This is a genomic window from Geitlerinema sp. PCC 9228, assembly GCF_001870905.1.
Classification (GTDB): Bacteria; Cyanobacteriota; Cyanobacteriia; order Cyanobacteriales; family PCC-9228; genus PCC-9228.
Map to the genome: position 1 here is coordinate 12,059 of NZ_LNDC01000099.1, position 17,277 is coordinate 29,335.

At 49.9% G+C, this 17,277-nt stretch carries 13 protein-coding genes; 11 read left to right on the top strand and 2 right to left on the bottom strand.

Translation table 11 applies throughout. From position 1 onward, the window contains the following. Positions 1-41: 41 nt before the first annotated feature. On the bottom strand, positions 42-2,585 hold the full coding sequence (gene gyrA, locus AS151_RS09540; RefSeq protein ID WP_071516820.1) for a DNA topoisomerase (ATP-hydrolyzing) subunit A: 2,544 nt from the start codon (positions 2,583-2,585) through the stop codon (positions 42-44). Here gyrA and AS151_RS09545 point away from each other — a divergent pair. Beyond that, positions 2,584-2,769, top strand: coding sequence for a hypothetical protein (locus AS151_RS09545; RefSeq protein ID WP_071516821.1), 186 nt, complete (start codon positions 2,584-2,586; stop codon positions 2,767-2,769). The genes gyrA and AS151_RS09545 overlap by 2 nt on opposite strands. A 38-nt stretch (positions 2,770-2,807) precedes the next feature. Here AS151_RS09545 and AS151_RS21490 read toward each other — a convergent pair whose 3' ends face one another. Beyond that, positions 2,808-3,032, bottom strand: a complete 225-nt coding sequence (locus AS151_RS21490; RefSeq protein ID WP_139240595.1) for a hypothetical protein — start codon at positions 3,030-3,032, stop codon at positions 2,808-2,810. 300 nt (positions 3,033-3,332) lie between these two features. Between AS151_RS21490 and AS151_RS09550 the strand changes: the two genes are divergently transcribed. The 10 genes from AS151_RS09550 to tsf all read left to right on the top strand — a co-directional run bounded on the left by AS151_RS09550 (position 3,333) and on the right by tsf (position 16,894). Further along, positions 3,333-3,731 carry a response regulator gene (locus AS151_RS09550; RefSeq protein ID WP_071516822.1) on the top strand — a complete coding sequence of 133 codons (399 nt, stop codon included), beginning with the start codon at positions 3,333-3,335 and terminating at the stop codon, positions 3,729-3,731. Positions 3,732-4,360: 629 nt separating this feature from the next. Continuing rightward, positions 4,361-8,236 carry a PAS domain S-box protein gene (locus tag AS151_RS09555; RefSeq protein WP_170861359.1) on the top strand — a complete coding sequence of 1,292 codons (3,876 nt, stop codon included), beginning with the start codon at positions 4,361-4,363 and terminating at the stop codon, positions 8,234-8,236. An 80-nt stretch (positions 8,237-8,316) separates the two neighbouring features. Further along, a complete protein-coding gene (locus AS151_RS09560; protein ID WP_071516824.1) occupies positions 8,317-9,384 on the top strand; it encodes a GTP-binding protein in 1,068 nt (355 codons plus the stop codon). 11 nt (positions 9,385-9,395) lie between these two features. Continuing rightward, positions 9,396-9,836 (top strand): D-aminoacyl-tRNA deacylase, encoded by a 441-nt coding sequence (gene dtd / locus AS151_RS09565; protein ID WP_071516825.1) that lies wholly within the window; start codon positions 9,396-9,398, stop codon positions 9,834-9,836. A gap of 242 nt (positions 9,837-10,078) precedes the next feature. Continuing rightward, complete coding sequence (gene ftsH2 / locus AS151_RS09570; RefSeq protein WP_071516826.1) at positions 10,079-11,971, top strand: ATP-dependent zinc metalloprotease FtsH2; 1,893 nt, start codon at positions 10,079-10,081, stop codon at positions 11,969-11,971. Positions 11,972-11,974: 3 nt separating this feature from the next. After that, positions 11,975-12,160: a hypothetical protein gene (locus AS151_RS09575; protein ID WP_071516827.1), complete on the top strand. Its 186-nt coding sequence runs from the start codon at positions 11,975-11,977 to the stop codon at positions 12,158-12,160. After that, entirely contained in the window at positions 12,154-13,149 is a 996-nt protein-coding gene (locus tag AS151_RS09580) for a methyltransferase domain-containing protein (RefSeq protein ID WP_071516831.1), read from the top strand. The genes AS151_RS09575 and AS151_RS09580 overlap by 7 nt, the downstream gene beginning before the upstream one ends. Before the next feature lie 440 nt (positions 13,150-13,589). After that, complete coding sequence (gene rpsB, locus AS151_RS09585; RefSeq protein WP_071516828.1) at positions 13,590-14,426, top strand: 30S ribosomal protein S2; 837 nt, start codon at positions 13,590-13,592, stop codon at positions 14,424-14,426. A gap of 421 nt (positions 14,427-14,847) precedes the next feature. After that, on the top strand, positions 14,848-16,038 hold the full coding sequence (locus AS151_RS09590; protein WP_084639485.1) for an RNA-guided endonuclease TnpB family protein: 1,191 nt from the start codon (positions 14,848-14,850) through the stop codon (positions 16,036-16,038). Positions 16,039-16,246: 208 nt separating this feature from the next. Further along, the gene (tsf, locus tag AS151_RS09595) at positions 16,247-16,894 is read left to right on the top strand and encodes a translation elongation factor Ts (RefSeq protein ID WP_071516830.1); all 648 of its coding nucleotides are present in this window, start codon (positions 16,247-16,249) and stop codon (positions 16,892-16,894) included. Positions 16,895-17,277: the final 383 nt, after the last annotated feature.

Sequence of the window (17,277 nt, forward strand, 5' to 3'; positions counted from 1 at the left end):
TACCGATCTCCCACACGCCCACCCTCGGTATGCTCCACCCCTCATCCATGATGGGCTAGCAACACAGAAACCACGCGCTCCGACTCTTGGAGTTGCTGCAGGCGATCGCCGGAACTATCTGGATTGTCTACTGCTAGGCTATCCATGGCAACGGATAGGTGGCGATCGCGATCGGTGGTGATGACCAACGTTTCCTGTCGGTGGGCGGCTACCATGCCAGCTAGGGTGTCGTTTTTGTGGGGAAAGTGGAAGGCTTGGGTGCCGATGCTGCCTCTTTGGGCGAGACGGAGGAGGTTGACGGGTAGGCGTTTGGCGTAGCCGGCGGCGGATATTAATGCAATGTCGCCGTGGGGAGGTACGGTGGCCATGCCTACCAGTTTTTCTTTTTTGCGCAAGCGCAATGCCATATCTCCCTGGGCCGTACGCCCGCGTATGGGAAGCTGGGTATCGTCTACTTCAAAGCGCAGGATACGACCGCCAGAAGTGGCTAAAAGGACTTGTTCGCCGAGCTGACAGGTTTGTACGGAGATCAAGCGATCGCCGCTTTTGAGCTTGCAGACGGTGATGCCGCGGCTGCTGGAACTAGCTGCTTCTAACAAAGGCAACCGTTTGATGCGTCCCTGATAAGTCAATATAAGTAAGTAAGATTCGGTAGTGGTGTCGGGAAGCAGCAGCGAGGAAGCGATCGCTTGGGGTTCTTTTTGGGCCGCGGGTGGTAGCAGCTGAATCAAAGGGGTAGACCGTTGGTGGCGACCGTGGCTTTTGGGAATATCCCTAACGCGCACCGAATACGCTTTGCCGTCGGCGGTGATGGCTAACAGTTCCCGATCGGTAGTGGTTTGGTAGGTTTGTAAGGGCAAGTCGCGATCGCCTTGGGGGGAACGCGGCCGTACCGCGGATTTGCTGGCGGTTTTTTTGCTTTTCTGACGGCGGGAACCGCTGCTTTCTTCACCAGAATCGCTGGCAAAGCGGCGGATATACCCTTTATAGGTAAGTTCGATGGTGCTTTCTTCCCCCTCCTCGCTATCCGTTGGTTCTGGGGAAGTTTTCCCGGAACCACCAGGAACGGTTTCGCTGGCGTCTGCTGCTGCAGCATCGACAATTTGCGTGCGACGGGGATTGCCATACTTGCGTTTGAGGGCGCGCAGTTCTTTTTTTAGGGCTTTGAGCAATTCCTGGCGATCGCTCAATAATTTTTGCAGTTGCTCTTGTTTTTGGGTCAGTTCGTCGAATTCCTTTTGCAGGTTGTGCTGTTCCAACGCTGTCAGCCGCCGCAAAGGCATGGCCAAAATCGCTTGGGCTTGCTCTTCGCTAAATTCCAACTCCGATTGCAGGGTGGCTTTGGCCGTACTGCCATCAGCGGCTTGCCGTAAAATATCGATGGTGCGGTCCAAGTTGGCGATCGCTTGGCGCAATCCCGAAACCAAATGCAGCCGCTGTTGGGTTTGTTCCAATTCGTGGGTATAGCGGCGGGTAAGGGCTTCTTCCCGAAACTTGAGAAACTCTTGTAACGTCTCCCGCAGGCTCAACTGGCGGGGTTGGTTGCCCACCAACGCCAAAAAGATCGCCCCAAAGTTCACCTGCAACGGCGTTTGCTTGTACAGTTGCCGCAGAACCGCTTGCGGGTCGGTTTCCCGTTTGAGTTCTATCACCACCCGAATCCCCTCGCGATCGCTTTCGTCGCGAATATCAGCAATCCCCTCAATTTGCCCGTGATTGACCAAATTGGCCACCTTCTCAATCCAATTGGCCTTGTTCACCTGAAACGGCAACTCCGTCACCACCAAGGCCGTACGACGCATCCGACGACCGGCAACGGTTTCCGAATGCACCACCCCACGCACCGGAATCGTTCCCCGACCTTTGGTATAAGCATCGCGAATGCCCTCGCTGCCCACAATTTCACCACCAGTGGGAAAATCGGGACCGGGAATAATTTCAAATAGCTTCTCGTCGCTGAGCTGCGGTTTGTCAATTAGGGCAATTAACCCATCCACCACTTCGGTGAGGTTGTGGGGAGGAACATTGGTGGCCATTCCCACAGCAATTCCCGAACAGCCGTTGAGCAGCAACATGGGAAGCTGCGCTGGCAGCACCACCGGTTCCTGTTGGGAATTGTCAAAATTATCAATAAAATCAACCGTTGCTTTGTCAATTTCGCTAAGTAGGGATTCGTGTGCCACCGCCGCCAGACGAGTTTCCGTATACCGCATGGCAGCTGGTGGGTCGTTGTCGATGGAACCAAAATTTCCGTGGCCGTCTAGTAGGGGATAGCGACAGGAAAAATCCTGAATCATGCGGACCATGGCATCGTAAACCGCCTGGTCGCCGTGGGGATGGTATTTCCCGAGCACATCCCCCACTACCCGCGCACATTTGCGGTAGGGACGATCGGGGGTCAGACCCAACTCGTGCATGGCGTACAAAATCCGCCGGTGTACCGGTTTTAAGCCATCTCGGATATCGGGTAACGCCCGACCCACGATGACGCTCATGGCATACTCCAGGTACGCCTGCTGCATTTCTGTGTGTAAAGGGGTGGAAATAACTTGTCCTGTAGAAAGTAAATTTAATTGGTTGGCCATGAAAAAAATCCTTGTCCCTAACAACAAGCAACTGCACGTTTTGGTTGACGCTCAACGCCAGCAACAACGGTTTGACGATTTTTTTGCGGTGGGAAGGCAGCGAACGCACGCAACGGTCAAGACCCAAGGAAGAAGCATTGCCCGGAAAAGCCATTGGGAATCCATGGCAAACAAACCCCGTTGATGGGGGAGAGGGGGGATACGAAAGGGAGAGCGTGCGTGTTATGGGCGTACAACCCCCAAAGCAAAATTCAAAAGAATGCGCCCAGGTTTTCCCAGCAGCTGTATTTTGCTGCTATCGGCGATCGCTTTTTTGCCTGTAGAAACCAGCAAAAACAACCTTCGCCATATTCTACCTGCAAAGTTCGCCGTTGCCACCTCCAGGGGAGGTATTTCCCGCACATAGCTAGCATGCCACGAATCCTGACGCGATCGCCGTATCTTCATTTCCCCTTCCCCTATTTCTGTAGTACCCCAGACAAGCCCACACGCCAACATACCCAGTAAAATACGAACGCTGTTCTCTTTTTGCAAAGCAATGTATGGTCGTCTAACCTACAGAAGTAACTGGGCAAATTTTCTACCACGCCATTTGCACATCAGCTATCTTACAATCTAGTTTGGTGGCGCTTGTGGCTGGCTCCGTAGATGGGCACAAAAAATTTCGTATAGCCGTTTCCCAGCAGACAAGTGCTGCCAGGCAGCCCAAAAACCCTGTTATCACAACCAATCAACTGAGAAAGTGCTATGTCTACAGTTTTAATTGTGGAAGATGATTTGGTAAATGCCCGCGTTTTTTCTAAAATTCTTACCAAGCGCGGCAAAATGCAAGTCAAACACACCGAAGATGTAAATGAAGTAATCTCGAGCGCTCAATCTGGGGAAGTGGATTTGATTTTAATGGATGTTTCCCTTTCTCGCAGTATGTACGAAGGCAAGGCGGTGGATGGGATTAAAATTACCCAAATGTTGAAATCCGACCCCAAGACTGCGAATTTACCAGTGATTTTGGTGACGGCTCATGCCATGGCGGGCGATCGCGAAACCTTTCTCGAACAAAGCGGTGCCGATAGCTATATCTCCAAGCCGGTGGTCGATCACCAAGAGTTTGTCGAACACATTCAATCGTTGCTCGATCGCAAGTGAAAGTTTTATAGCATTTTTCCCTCCCTGCGATGAGCTTTTCTTTTTTTATCTAGTTTTATTTTTCCTCCAACTACCAACAAACAATGACGCTCTATCCCAAAAAGTTTTTTGCCCCAAAAATATAGTGAGGTTCGTGGCCATGATGGTCTTTCGGAAAAATCCATCAAATTTCTACATTCTTTTTAAATTCTCTAGTTTGGTAGTTTTTATAGTTGCTCGACGCCAACAGTGGGCAAGTACCAAAAACGAGCCATCTATCAAATCAATTTCGCATTTGTTTATATTTTTTAGACATTATCTTTTTTTAAGATAATTTCTACCAAATTCTCCAAAACTTGCCGCAATCTAATTTGCAACATTTTATAAAAAATAGCTAATAAATACGCTCTCCTCTCCAATCAAACAAGTACTCTTGTTACAATAGATGTATCGTTATTTCCCACGATCGATCTGAAAGGGAAAATCAAGACTTGTTTGGCAGCGGCAACATAGGGCGATCGCGAAATCATTATGCAGGACGGAGTACATCCAAAATGGAGTTCAATCGCGAAAACGAGCGGGGCTGGAACTGGGCGAACTTTGGTTCCTTACCCCCCATCCGAATCACTGAAATTTCATTGGAAAGACATTTGAGTTTTACTGAGTCCCCTTTAGAGACTTCTTCCGCAAAATTGATTTGCCGGTTTGCTCCCAACGGTACAATTACCTTCGTTAACGAAACCTTTAGCCGCCATTTGGGGCAGCCAGCAGCACAGACCATTGGCAGCAATATTTTCCACTGGCTGAGCAACACAGAATGGGATACTTTTCAAGCCTACTTACGCTCCTTTTGTCCGGAAAACCCCATCGGCGTTCACCAACAAAAAATACTGACGGCTGACGGTCGCTTATGTATCCAACACTGGCAAACCTGTGCTTTTTTTGACGTGCAAGGGCAGGTTTTAGAGTTTCAAGCCGTGGGCGTCGATTTAAACAACACCGAACACCTGGCTGCTCAATTGCGCCAAAGTCAAGAACAAATTGCCAGCATTGCTGCCAACATTCCCGGTTGCGTGTATCGGATTCACTGTCTGGAAGAAAGACCAACCAGGCAACCCCATCTGTACGTGTCCTTTATCAGTGCCGGAGTGCAAGATTTGTTGGGGGTAGAGCCCTCGCAAGTACTTGCCGATCCCAGGTATCTGTTGCAACATATCCATCCAGAAGACCAACCGCAGTTGGTACAAGTGATGGAAAAAGCGCGATCGCAGCAGATATCCACTTATTTAGAATATCGGATTTTCCCCAGTGGCGGCGAACTCAAATGGGTGCGCGATAGCATTCATTCTTCCCGTACCGATAGTGGTCAGATGGTTATTGATGGAGTTTTGCTGGATATTACCGATCGCAAACAAGCGGAACAAGAAGTACGCGATCGCGAAGAACAATTCCGCCTGCTCGCCAGCCAGTCTCCCATGGGGATTTTCCAAACCAACGACCGCAAAGAAGTGATTTTTGTCAGCCAGCGTTGGTGCGAACTGACGGGACTGACCCCAGAACAAGCTTACCGGCAGGAGTGGCCTTGCGCTCTCCATCCCGAAGATAAAGACACATTTTTAGCAGCTTGGGCAACCGCCGAAACCCAACCCTTGAGCAAAATGGAATTTCGATTTCAAAGACCAGATGGCAGCATCGCTTGGGTTTTGGGGAAAGCACGTCCGTGGTACAGCGAAAAAGGGGAATTTCGCGGTTTGATTGGCACTTTGCTAGATATCACCGAACGCAAACAAGCCGAGGCTTCCCTACGAAAATCGCAACAGTTCTTGCAGCTGGTTTTAGAAAATATTCCCGATTTTGTCTTTTGGAAGGATTTTCACTCCGTGTATCTGGGATGCAACCGCAATTTTGCCCGTTTGGTAGGGGTGGAAACCCCAGAAGCCATCGTTGGCAAAACCGATTTGGAACTATCCTGGAATCGGGAGGAAGCGGAAACCTTTCGCTCTTGGGACCGCTACGTCATGGACAACAACTGTCCCCAGTACCACATTGAAGAACAAGGGCGGCGTTCCGACAATACCCAGGGATGGTTCGATACCAGCAAAATTCCCCTACACGACGAGGCAGGCAATGTCATTGGCATTTTAGGCACTTTTGCCGATATTACTGAACGCAAGCATACGGAAGCCACGTTGCGCCAAAGCGAACACAAATACCGTTCCCTGGCTAAAATGTTTCCCAACGGCGTAGTGTCGGTTTTGGATAGCCAAATGTGCTATACCTTGAACGAAGGCCAAGCAGCGGAAGAGTTGGGATTTGCCGGAGATGTCATTGTGGGAAAAAGACCAGAGGAATTTTTACCTCCCCAGACTTGCCAGGTTTTGCTACCCGCTTTCCAACAAGCATTGGCCGGTGGTTCGCAAACAATCGAACTAGAATATGAAGGGCGGTATTTTCTGATTCACATTTCGCCGTTTGTACAAAATGATAATCAAACCCATGAAATTATCGCTGTTGCTCAAGATATTTGCGATCGCGTGCGGGCGGAACAGGCTTTGCGAGAAAGCCAGCAAAAATACCAAACCCTATTTGAAATTTTACCCGTAGGTGTTTCTATTCTCGATAATACCGGAAAGCTTATAGAAGCTAATACTGCTTCCGAAAAAATTTTCGGCGTATCTCGCTCGGAACACAATGATAGTAACTATCAAGAGACGACATGGAAAGCCATGTATGTTGATGGCACGCCTTTGGACAAAAACTCGTCTCCTTGGGCGATCGCATTGCGGGAAAACCGTACGGTTTCTCAAAGCTGTTTGGGACTACGCCACGCCAACGGCGAAACTCGCTGGTTGCAAGTCAAAGCTGCTCCCCTGCCGCTACCCGGTTATGGCGTAGCAGTTGCTTATATGGACATCAGCCAACAGCGACAAGTGGAAAAACGCTTGCGACAAATCAATCACTGTTTCCTGGAATTTGATAGCAACCACCTCGATAATATCAACACGCTGGTGAGAGTAGTTGGGGAACTGCTCCAGGCGCATTTGGTTTTGTACAATCACCTAGAAAACGATCGAATCATTAATTTTGGACAGTGGACCAGCGACGGCAGCGAACCAGTTTTTCCTTGTTCTGATTGTCCCATAGGCAGGCAATTGCTAGAACAGAACCAAAGCCAACAAACTTTCATCGGTCATGGGGAAGACCTAAACGCAATGGAATGTCAGTCCCAGCTTTCCCAGCGTTTCCAAACCTACATGGGGTGTGCGGTTCGCTACCAAGGAAAAAATGTAGGTTGTTTGTGTTTGTTCTATCAAAACCATCGCGACTTCTCCAACGAAGATTTGGATTTGCTCAGCATCGTTGCTTCGGCATTGGGGGTAGAAGAAGACCGCTACCAGGTCCATCAAACCTTACAACTACAAGCGGAACGGGAACGTTTGAGCAAAGCGATCGCGCAAAAAATCTATCGCTCTCTCTACCTAGAAGATATTTTAGATACTACCGTTACTGACGTGCGTTCTATTTTGCAAAGCGATCGCGTTTTGGTGTACTGCTTGCATGAAAATCGTTCCGGAACCATCGTCGCCGAAGCCACCCATCCCGAGATTGCTTCGCTTTTGCACAGAAGTTTTTCGCCAGCTTGTTTTCCCGAAAGTTGCTACCAAAAATACCAACGAGGGGAAATCGGTACCATTGATGACATCACCCAAGGTCCGTTTTCCCCTTGTTTTGTGGAGTTTATGGAAAGTATTGGCGCGCAGTCGGCACTCGTTATCCCCATTCAACGCTGGCAACCGCATGTCACCACCAACGCCACCGACCCCCAAGAGACTACCTTATGGGGATTGCTGATTGTCCATCAATGCCGTTTTGTCCGCCACTGGCAAGCATGGGAAAAAGAATGGTTGCGTCAAATTGCTACCCAAGCCGGGATTGCCATCCAACAATCGCAACTGTACCAGCAACTGCAAGCCACCAATACCGAACTGCAACATTTGGCTGCCATAGATTCGTTGACCAAGATTGCCAATCGCCGCCGGTTTGATGAATATTTGCACCACGAATGCTGGCGCTGCCAACAACAAGAGTTGCCTCTATCGTTAATTTTGTGCGATATTGACTTTTTTAAATCCTACAACGATACCTACGGTCACCCCCAGGGGGATAGCTGCCTGCAAGAGGTAGCGGCCATCATCCAGAAAGTTCTCAAACGGTCTACCGATATTGTGGCGCGCTATGGCGGCGAAGAATTTGCCATTATTTTACCGGAGACTGACAATCAAGGGGCGGTTCGAGTGGCTGAAACCATTCGCCAGCAGATTTACCAACGTCACATCGAACACCGAAGTTCTGCTATTGCTGCTCATATCACCCTCAGCTTTGGCATCGCCACCACCGGTCCGCTGGTGTATGTTGATGGTACGGAATTGGTGAACCGTTCCGACCGCGCCTTGTACGAAGCTAAGAATTTAGGTCGCGATCGCATCTGTATTTATAAATATAAACAGGTGCGTCATGGAATTTGACCCCCATACAAAATACGATTCGATACAATAGACAATGCTACCCATACAGTTCGTTTTTTAGAAAGTTTTTCGATTTTTTTATGCCTACCGCACCGGTTCCATCCGACCAATCGCAAGGGGTTGATGCTCCCAAACATGGATTGCCCGTTACCATTATTACCGGGTTCCTGGGCAGTGGCAAAACCACTTTGCTCAATCACATTTTGACCAACCAGCAGGGATTGAAAACTGCTGTATTGGTCAACGAATTTGGCGAAATCGGGATTGACAACGATTTGATTGTCAGTACCGAAGACAATATGGTGGCCTTGAGCAATGGCTGCATTTGCTGCACCATCAACAATGATTTGATGGATGCGGTCTACCAAGTTTTGGAACGTCCGGAAAATGTGGATTACCTGGTGGTGGAAACCACGGGATTGGCTGACCCGTTGCCAGTAGCTATGACCTTTTTGGGGACGGAACTGCGGGATATGACCCGCTTGGATTCGATTATTACCCTGGTGGATTGCGAAAACTACAGTGTGGATTTGTTTAACAGTCAAACGGCTTACAGCCAAATTGCCTACGGGGATATTATTCTGCTGAACAAGACCGATTTGGTGGACGAAGCTGATGTGGATTTGCTGGAGAGCAAAATTCGCGATATTAAATCCGATGCTCGGATTCTGCGTACGGTGCGATCGCAAGTTCCCTTGCCTTTGATTCTCAGCGTGGGTTTGTTTGAATCCGATCGCTATTTTAAAGATAGCGACCACGACCACCACCACGACCACCACCACGACCACCACCACGACCACCACCACGACCACCACCACGACCACCACCACCACGACCACCACGACCATCAAAATCATTTAGAGGTGGATGGGTTCAGTTCTCTTTCTTTTGAAAGTAAACAACCGTTCGATCTGCGGAAATTTCAATATTTTCTGGACAACCAACTGCCATCTACAATTTTCCGCGCCAAAGGGATTCTCTGGTTCAAAGAAAGCTCTCAACGCCATATTTTCCATTTGAGTGGCAAACGCTTTGCTATTGACGATGACGAGTGGAAAACCGAACCGAAAAACCAACTGGTTCTTATTGGTCAAAATTTAGATAGCGAAAAACTGCGATCGCAGCTCAACGAGTGTCTAACCCAGTAAGCTAGCCAAACATGCGCGTACTTTTGCAACGGGTCACAGCTTCGGAGGTAACGGTCAACGGCAAGGTCATTGGCAAAATTGGCCGGGGTCTTAACTTGCTGGTGGGGATTTCCCAAAACGATACCGAAGAACAAATCGATTGGATGGCACGTAAATGCTTGCAACTGCGCGTGTTTCCCGACGAAGCCGGCAAATTATGGCAGTATTCGGTGCAAGACATCGGCGGCGATATTTTGGCGGTCAGTCAGTTCACCCTGTACGGAGACTGTCGCAAAGGTCGCCGACCTTCCTTTGATGCCTCAGCCGCACCCGATCGGGCTTTAGCACATTACTACGAATTTGTCAAGAAACTGCGTGCCAGCGGTTTGCGGGTAGAAACTGGGGAATTTGGTGCCACCATGGAAGTCGCGATCGCCAATGACGGACCCGTCACCTTGCTTTTAGAACGCTAGAGAAGCCCTTTTCGGGAGAAAGTTGCTGTTGGTGGAAAAATTACGTTAAATTTAATTAAGAATCTGATAAAAAATTGGCGCTAGCAACGCCGATGGACCCAAAAAAACCGGTAAAAATCACCAAGCTAGGGATTTTCCAGTTGTTCGCCGAACAACCACCAAACCGGGTTTTCCCAGCCTCCCACCTACTGAAATCATTGTATGGATAGAGAGGTTTTGCTCTTTCAGCTAGAGGATATAGTATGAAATTTTCTTGGAGAGTTATTCTACTTTGGACGTTGCCCCTGCTAGTCGTGGGATTCTTCCTGTGGCAAGGCGCTTTCCCCGGCGCAGTCGGCGACTCCGGCAGAAACACCGCTAGCAGCCAACTGAGCTACGGTCGTTTCCTTGACTACCTCGATGCCGGTCGGGTAACCAACGTAGAAATTTATGATGGCGGTCGTACAGCCGTCGTTGAAGCAATGGACCCCGATCTAGACAATCGCATGCAGCGGTTGCGGGTAGATCTTCCCGGCAACACCCCAGAACTGGTTTCCAAACTGCGGGAAGAACAGGTCAGCTTTGACGTACATCCTCCCAGCAACGACGGTGCCATTTGGGGCATTTTGGGGAACTTAATTTTCCCCATCTTGTTAATTGCGGGATTGTTCTTCCTATTTCGCCGATCCAACAACGTCGGTGGCGGTCCCGGACAAGCCATGAACTTCGGCAAATCCAAAGCTCGTTTTCAAATGGAAGCCAAAACTGGCGTTGTTTTTGAAGACGTAGCCGGCGTTGACGAAGCCAAGGAAGAACTGCAAGAAGTGGTCAGCTTCTTGAAAAAACCAGAACGGTTCACCGCTGTCGGTGCCAAAATTCCCAAAGGTGTTTTGCTCATCGGTCCGCCGGGAACCGGGAAAACCATGCTTGCTAAGGCCATTGCCGGGGAAGCTGGCGTGCCTTTCTTTAGCATCTCCGGTTCCGAATTCGTAGAAATGTTCGTTGGGGTCGGTGCTTCCCGGGTACGCGACCTGTTCAAGAAAGCCAAAGAAAACGCCCCTTGTATCATCTTCATCGACGAAATTGACGCAGTGGGTCGCCAACGGGGGGCTGGCATTGGCGGTGGCAACGACGAACGGGAACAAACCCTCAACCAGTTGCTCACGGAAATGGATGGTTTTGAGGGCAACGCCGGCATTATCATCATCGCTGCCACCAACCGTCCCGACGTTCTTGACCCGGCGATTCTGCGTCCCGGACGTTTCGACCGACAAATCAGCGTGGATGCCCCAGACCTCAAAGGTCGCCTTTCCATTCTCAGCGTACACGCGCGCAACAAGAAACTGGCACCAGAGGTGGACTTGGAAGGCATTGCCCGACGGACCCCTGGGTTCACGGGTGCCGATTTGGCCAACCTATTGAACGAGGCAGCTATTCTCACGGCCCGTCGCCGCAAAGATGCCATGACCATGGCGGAAATCAACGATGCCATCGACCGGGTGGTTGCCGGTATGGAAGGGACACCGCTGGTGGATGGCAAGACCAAACGCCTCATTGCCTACCACGAAGTCGGTCACGCTTTGATTGGTACCCTGCGTCCCCACCACGACCCAGTGCAGAAGGTGACCTTGGTGCCCCGGGGGCAAGCACGTGGCTTGACTTGGTTTATGCCAGGGGAAGAACAAACCCTGGTTTCCCGCGCCCAATTGATGGACCGGATTATGGGTGCTTTGGGCGGTCGCGCTGCCGAAGAGGTGGTGTTCGGACACGCAGAAGTAACCACTGGTGCCGGTGGCGACTTGCAGCAGCTGACGGCGATGGCACGGCAAATGGTGACCCGCTTTGGCATGTCGGATTTGGGTCCGCTGTCGCTGGAGTCGCAATCGGATGAGGTGTTCTTAGGACGCGATTTGATGTCCCGTTCTAAGTATTCTGAGGAAATTGCTTCTCGCGTGGATGCGCAGGTACGCGCAATTGTGGAACACTGCCACGAAGAAGCCCGTCGCTTGATTCGGGAAAATCGGGCCGCTGTCGATCGCTTGGTGGACCTGTTGATTGAGAAGGAAACCATCGATGGCGAAGAGTTCCGTCAAATTGTGGCTGAGTACACGGAAGTACCGGAGAAGGAACAGTATACGGTGAGCTTGCAGTCGTAATTCTTGAGTAACTCGCTGTTGTTTGAAGCTTGGGGCGATCGCGATCGCCCTTTTTTTATATCTGCTTTCTGTTTCCCTTCTGTGGCGGAATTGGGATGTTTTTTGTTCTGGGGAACCGTGCAAACCAAAGCGATCGCTACTAAGATTGTCAGTGATATGGTTTGCAGAGAAACAGGTATTCCATCGTGAATTTCTTCGTTCTAGCTCTGGGCATTGTGCTCGTGGTGCTAGCCATTGGTATTGCCATTTATCTAGCCAGCGCCCGTCCCTTTAAATCTCCCGAGTCCGTTGCCAACTCCTACGACCAATGGACGCAAGATGGCATTTTGGAATTTTATTGGGGCGAACATATCCATTTAGGATACTACGGTTCGCCCCCCCAGAAAAAAGATTTTCTAGAAGCCAAAGCCGATTTTGTTCGAGAAATGGCTCATTGGGGAGGATTGGACCAACTTCCCCCAGGAACCACAGTTTTAGATGTGGGATGTGGCATTGGGGGGAGCAGCCGCCTTTTGGCCCGGGAATATGGTTTTTCCGTCACAGGTGTAACCATTAGTCCCCAGCAAGTGAGGCGCGCTCAAGAACTTACCCCCGAAGACCTGGCGGCCAAATTCTTGGTCAACGATGCCATGTCTCTATCTTTTCCCGATGCTAGTTTTGACGTGGTCTGGTCCATCGAAACCGGACCTCATATTCCCGACAAAAAAGCTTTTGCAAACGAATTACTGCGGGTGTTAAAACCAGGCGGTATTCTCGTAGTGGCTGACTGGAATCAAAGGGACGACCGAGAAAAACCCCTCAATTTTTGGGAAAAACCGGTTATGCGGCAACTGCTCGACCAATGGTCCCATCCCGCCTTTTCCAGTATTGAAAGTTTTTCCGAACTGTTGGTATCTACAGGATTGGTAGAAGGTCAAGTAAGAACGGATGATTGGACCGAACCAACCCTTCCTTCCTGGATCGACTCCATTTGGCAAGGGGTGGTTCGTCCTCAAGGATGGATGCGTTACGGTCTCACTGGCTTTATGAAATCCGTACGGGAAGTACCGACTATGCTGTTAATGCGGCTGGCCTTTGGTGCTGGTCTTTGCCGCTTTGGCATGTTTCGCGCGGTGCGAGCCACCTCACCAAGCGAACTGCAAACAACGGCATCCGGTCAAACAGTGGAAAGCCAATAGACCAAGGTGGTGCCATTTTCACCAATTGCTGCCAGATATGAATTGCAAAGCCCCCCTGTTGGGGGGTTCTACTATTTCTCCAATATTTTTTCCAGCGAGCATCGGGACCCTTTTGCATAGGGGATTGGCGAAATCAATCTATCAGAGAAATTAGAAAATTCCAGGCAATCATTCATTATTTTTTAGAAATTCTATAAAAAATCTGCGATCGCACCATCGTTGCCCTTCTCCCTCCTTCTGACTCAGACAATTTTTGCCATCGCCCAAGCCATCAAAATTTCTCCCACAACCACCCAATCCCCCTTCCAAAAAGCCCGCAGCTTGTGATAAATTAGAAAGGTTGTCAAATCCGCACATCCAGGATTTCGGGTGTTTTCCCTATCGGCAAATGTTGTGGAAATCTCCCTGGGTGGAGGATGAACCCGAAAGGAGCAAAACTTATGGCAGTTGTATCTCTTCCCGAACTTCTCGAAGCTGGGGTTCACTTTGGGCACCAAGCGCGCCGGTGGAACCCCAAAATGAAACCCTATATTTTCACCGTCCGCAACGGCATTCACATCATTGACCTGGTGCAAACCGCGGCCTTGATGGAAGAAGCCTACGAATACGTACGTAACTCCGCTGAAAAAGGCAAAAAATTCCTCTTCGTTGGTACCAAACGCCAAGCCGCCGGCATCATCCAACAAGAATCCCAACGTTGCGGCGGCTACTACGTCAACCAACGCTGGTTGGGAGGCATGCTCACCAACTGGGCCACCATTAAAACCCGGGTAGAGCGTTTAAAAGAACTGGAACGCCTCGAAGAAACCGGTGCCTTATCCCTACGACCCAAAAAAGAAGCAGCCACCCTGCGGCGGGAATTAGAAAAACTGCAAAAATACTTGGGCGGTATCCGCAGCATGCGCAAAGTTCCCGACATTGCCATCATCGTAGACGTTCGTCGGGAGTACAACGCCGTCTCCGAGTGCCAAAAACTCGGTATCCCCATTCTATCCTTGCTAGACACCAACTGCGACCCATCAGCCGTGGATATTCCCATTCCCGGCAACGACGATGCCATTCGTTCCATCAAACTCATCCTCGGCAAACTCGCCGATGCCATTTACGAAGGTCGTCACGGTCAGCCTAGCGAGTCGGAAGAATTTAACGAGGATGTCCTCGATGAATACGACGAATACGAGGAAGAATACGACGACGAAGAAGAAGAAGAGTTCGCCGAAGCCGGTGTTGCTGCCACCGGGTCCGACTCTGACGAAGACCAAGACCAAGAAAGTTAGCACCCCCCGGCTGAAGCACGGGAGCTTCATGCCTCCAGCTTCAGGTAGCTGAGCAACCTAAGTCTTCACTAATTGACTACGTTTTCAGGTCATGGCACCTACAAATGCTTTTGGTGTTTGTCGCTCTGCCGTTAACGGTTAAACTGCCCTATCAGGGGGAAAGCAGTACCGTTCCCCCCACAAACCCTAAAAACATTGGCAAGAAAAACATAACGCCGTACAGAGTAACCGAAAGAGCGGAAACTGTACCTCTTTTCGCTATCGGTGGACGTGGGGAAAGCGACTAAAGTTGCCGTTCGTTTTTCCTCCCGGCGCTAAAGCGACAGGGCTTCCAAACGTATCAATGTACTGGCATTATGCCACCATAACTGTATGAGTAAAATTTGCAGCACAAGTCAATCGAGCGCCTAAAGACAAGAAACTGTCGGCAGCACTGGAGTATCTGTGTAGAGAATCCAATAAGCTCTACAACTGCACTCTCTATCTGGCTCGGCAGCTTGACTTCAAGGCGGGGAAATTCTTCAATGGTTCCTGGTTGTCCAGCCAAATGAAGCTCAATTCCCACATGAAGGCGCTCTATACCAGTGCGGCTCAACCAACTTGCATTTCGGTGGGCAAAGCGTTTAAGAGTTTCAAGGAGCTGCTGAAGCCGTGGCGTAAGGGTGAATTACCAGAAAAGCCAAAGCCACCCCAATATCGAACCTCTGATAGTCGGTTTCAAATCGGCTATCCCCAGCGTTGGCTGAAGCTAGTAGATGGGGTAGTCAAGGTTCCCATGGGGAAAGCTTGCAAGACTTGGTTCAACCTGTCTGAAGTCTTCCTGCCATTCCCGACCCATCTTGACTGGAACCAGGTTCAAAAGTTGCAGATTGTCCCTAGGGCTGGGTACTTCGATGTAGTCTGGATCGGTAAAGGAAAGCCGGTTGAGCCGGTTGATTTCGCTCCAGACAAAGCCCTATCTATTGACCCAGGCTTAAACAACTGGTTGACCTGCACCACGACTGAGGGGACCAGCTTCCTTGTGGATGGCAAGCATCTGAAATCGCTGAATCAGTGGTACAACAAGCGAGTTGCCAACATCAAAGAAGGCAAAGATAAATACTTCTGGTGCAACCCGCTAGACCGAATCACGGGCAAGCGAAATCATCAGATGCGGGAGGCCGTCAACCAAGCCACTCGGATTGCGAACGAGCATTGCCTGGAACCTGGCATTGGCACCATTGTCTTGGGCTGGAATCAAAGCCAAAAGCAACGGTCTGAAATGGGTCGCAAAACCAACCAAAAGTTGGTCTTCGTCCCATCTTCAAGGCTGAAAAAGCGCATCCAACAGCTTGCGGAGCAATACGGTATTATTTTTATCGAACAGGAAGACAGTTATACGTCAAAGGTTGCAGCGCTAGACTTGGATGTGATTCCCGTATTCGGTAAAAAATCCGGGGGATGGAAACCATCTGGTAAGCGTGTGAAGCGTGGCTTGTCCCGTTCAGCCGATGGAACTGAAGTCAATGCTGATGCAAAGGCTCGGTGGAATATCGGCAGAAAAGCAAACGTAACCGGGATGCAAAGCACCCCGGCAACAGGCGTATTGACTTCACCTAAGCGTCTGAGGTGATGGGATCTACCGCATGTCCATCCGATTCGGAAGTGCTGAAACTCCCTCCAGGGAATTCCTGTCGTTTTAGCGCGGGGAGTAGTCACGGCTATTCCTTTCTCAACCATATCGATCCTGTTGATATCGACTCTTGAGTTCAATTTTCGTTAAACTTGAAGCGCTCAATTCTAACAACGATTCGTAGTAGTAGAGTAGGACCTGGGAAATCATGGCGGATATATCTGCAAAACTGGTTAAAGAACTGCGCGAAAGCACCGGCGCTGGCATGATGGATTGCAAAAAAGCGCTCCAAGAAAGCGATGGCGACATGGAAAAAGCCAAGGAGTGGCTACGCCAGAAAGGAATTACCTCGGCGGAGAAAAAAGCCGGTCGTCTCGCAGCAGAAGGCATGGTAGACAGCTACATCCACGCTGGTGGCAGATTGGGAGTTTTGGTAGAAGTCAACTGCGAAACCGACTTTGTGGCTCGCAATGACGATTTTAAAGAACTCGTCCACGATATTGCCATGCAAATTGCTGCTTGTCCTAACGTGGAATATGTCAGCAGAGATGAAATTCCCCAATCTGTCATTGATAAAGAAAAACAAGTGGAAATGGGTCGCGAAGACCTAGCCAACAAACCCGAAAACATTCGCGAAAAAATTGTCCAAGGCAGGATTGACAAGCGGTTAAAAGACTTGGCTCTGATGGATCAGCCGTACATTCGCGACCAAGGGGTTACCGTCGAAGAACTGGTTAAGCAAACCGTTGGTAAGTTGGGAGAAAACATTCAAATTCGCCGTTTCTCTCGTTTTGTGCTTGGGGAAGGAAAAGGAGAAGACGCTCAAGAAGGCGAAGGCGAGGCGGAAAACGCCTAGGCTGGTTTGAAGCGACAACCCAACCCAATTTGGGGAAGCAGCCAATTTCCTACTTTTTATTTGCGGCTGCTTTCCCAGATGCCTCAAAAAGGCAGTTTTCATGCTGGTTTTCAGCACCACCGTACGGGAAACTTTTAGCAGGCAGGTCAACGAAATGCTGGCCTGTTCTTTCTGTTTGACTGCTCCCCTCTCGAAAGAGTAGGGGATTCCCAAAGGATACTGATACTACGTGATGGGCTGAAGCCGCATCGCTACGCTTTTCTTTTGGACTGGCACCCAGAAGTTCATCCGGGTGGGACGAGTCAAAGCGCCCCTACACACTCGGCTGAGGTCAATGCCCAGCGTCATACTTACTTTTCTTAAAATATTTGCAGCACCATTAC

What these genes read in the sequence shown, in the direction of transcription:
- AS151_RS09545 (WP_071516821.1), top strand. Translation starts at nt 2,584, where the DNA reads ATGAAAAAAATCCTTGTCCCTAACAACAAGCAACTGCACGTTTTGGTT.
- gyrA (WP_071516820.1), bottom strand. Translation starts at nt 2,585, where the DNA reads ATGGCCAACCAATTAAATTTACTTTCTACAGGACAAGTTATTTCCACC.
- AS151_RS21490 (WP_139240595.1), bottom strand. Translation starts at nt 3,032, where the DNA reads ATGAAGATACGGCGATCGCGTCAGGATTCGTGGCATGCTAGCTATGTG.
- AS151_RS09550 (WP_071516822.1), top strand. Translation starts at nt 3,333, where the DNA reads ATGTCTACAGTTTTAATTGTGGAAGATGATTTGGTAAATGCCCGCGTT.
- AS151_RS09560 (WP_071516824.1), top strand. Translation starts at nt 8,317, where the DNA reads ATGCCTACCGCACCGGTTCCATCCGACCAATCGCAAGGGGTTGATGCT.
- dtd (WP_071516825.1), top strand. Translation starts at nt 9,396, where the DNA reads ATGCGCGTACTTTTGCAACGGGTCACAGCTTCGGAGGTAACGGTCAAC.
- ftsH2 (WP_071516826.1), top strand. Translation starts at nt 10,079, where the DNA reads ATGAAATTTTCTTGGAGAGTTATTCTACTTTGGACGTTGCCCCTGCTA.
- rpsB (WP_071516828.1), top strand. Translation starts at nt 13,590, where the DNA reads ATGGCAGTTGTATCTCTTCCCGAACTTCTCGAAGCTGGGGTTCACTTT.
- tsf (WP_071516830.1), top strand. Translation starts at nt 16,247, where the DNA reads ATGGCGGATATATCTGCAAAACTGGTTAAAGAACTGCGCGAAAGCACC.